Below are 1,681 nucleotides of genomic sequence, written 5' to 3'. Positions count from 1 at the left end.
CCTCGCGAAGGTCGGCCGCTACAAGATCAACAAGAAGCTGGGCGTCGACGCCGACATCACGCTGGGCACGCTGACCGAGGACGACATCGTCGCCACGATCGAGTACATCGTGCGCCTGCACGCCGGCGAGGAGTCCATGCCGGGCGCCAACGGCGAGGTCATCGTCGAGGTCGACGACATCGACCACTTCGGCAACCGTCGTCTGCGCAGCGTCGGCGAGCTCATCCAGAACCAGGTCCGCCTGGGCCTGGCCCGCATGGAGCGCGTCGTCCGCGAGCGCATGACCACGCAGGACGTCGAGGCGATCACGCCGCAGACCCTGATCAACATCCGCCCCGTGGTGGCCTCGATCAAGGAGTTCTTCGGCACCTCGCAGCTGTCGCAGTTCATGGACCAGACCAACCCGCTGGCCGGCCTGACGCACAAGCGGCGTCTGTCCGCGCTGGGCCCCGGTGGTCTGTCGCGTGAGCGGGCCGGGTTCGAGGTCCGTGACGTGCACCCGTCCCACTACGGCCGGATGTGCCCGATCGAGACCCCTGAAGGCCCCAACATCGGCCTGATCGGCTCGCTGGCCTCCTACGGCCGGATCAACGCCTTCGGCTTCGTCGAGACGCCTTACCGCAAGGTCGTCGACGGCAAGGTGACCGACCAGATCGACTACCTCACCGCCGACGAGGAAGACCGCTACGTCAAGGCGCAGGCCAACACGACGCTCAACCCCGACGGCTCGTTCGCCGAGGCCCGCGTCCTGGTCCGCACCAAGGGTGGTGAGACCGAGCTCGCGCGTGCCGAGGAGGTCGACTACATCGACGTGTCGCCGCGCCAGATGGTGTCGGTGGCCACCGCGATGATCCCGTTCCTCGAGCACGACGACGCCAACCGCGCGCTCATGGGCTCCAACATGCAGCGCCAGTCGGTGCCGCTGCTCAAGAGCGAGGCGCCGCTGGTCGGCACCGGCATGGAATACCGTGCCGCGACCGACGCCGGCGACGTCATCAGCGCGGAGAAGGCCGGTGTGGTCGAGGAGGTCTCGGCCGACTACATCACGGTCATGAACGACGACGGCACGCGGACGACGTACCGCGTGGCGAAGTTCAAGCGCTCCAACCAGGGCACCAGCTTCAACCAGAAGCCCATCGTCGCCGAGGGCGACAGGGTCGAGGTCAACCAGGTCATCGCCGACGGTCCCTGCACCGACAACGGCGAGATGGCGCTGGGCAAGAACCTCCTGGTGGCGTTCATGCCGTGGGAGGGCCACAACTACGAGGACGCGATCATCCTGTCCCAGCGCCTGGTGCAGGACGACGTGCTCTCCTCGATCCACATCGAGGAGCACGAGGTCGACGCCCGCGACACCAAGCTGGGCCCCGAGGAGATCACCCGCGACATCCCCAACGTGTCCGAGGAGGTGCTGGCCGACCTCGACGAGCGCGGCATCATCCGCATCGGCGCCGAGGTCGTCCCCGGTGACATCCTGGTCGGCAAGGTCACGCCCAAGGGTGAGACGGAGCTGACGCCGGAGGAGCGGCTGCTGCGCGCGATCTTCGGTGAGAAGGCCCGCGAAGTGCGTGACACCTCGCTGAAGGTGCCGCACGGCGAGCAGGGCAAGGTCATCGCGGTGCGCGTGTTCTCCCGTGAGGAGGGCGACGAGCTGCCGCCGGGTGTCAACGAGCTGGTGCGC

Annotated in this window: 1 protein-coding gene; it reads left to right on the top strand. The window is 67.7% G+C overall.

The annotated features are described in order from the left end of the window. Nucleotides 1-1,681 (top strand): DNA-directed RNA polymerase subunit beta (gene rpoB, locus ACFFR3_RS45145; RefSeq protein ID WP_379485162.1); only part of this gene is annotated, 1,681 nt, incomplete at both ends.

The organism is Nonomuraea salmonea (genome assembly GCF_042428605.1).
Taxonomy (GTDB): Bacteria; Actinomycetota; Actinomycetes; order Streptosporangiales; family Streptosporangiaceae; genus Nonomuraea; species Nonomuraea salmonea.
The sequence above is the reverse complement of the archived record's forward strand: the minus strand, read 5'-3'. Positions and strand labels throughout refer to the sequence as shown.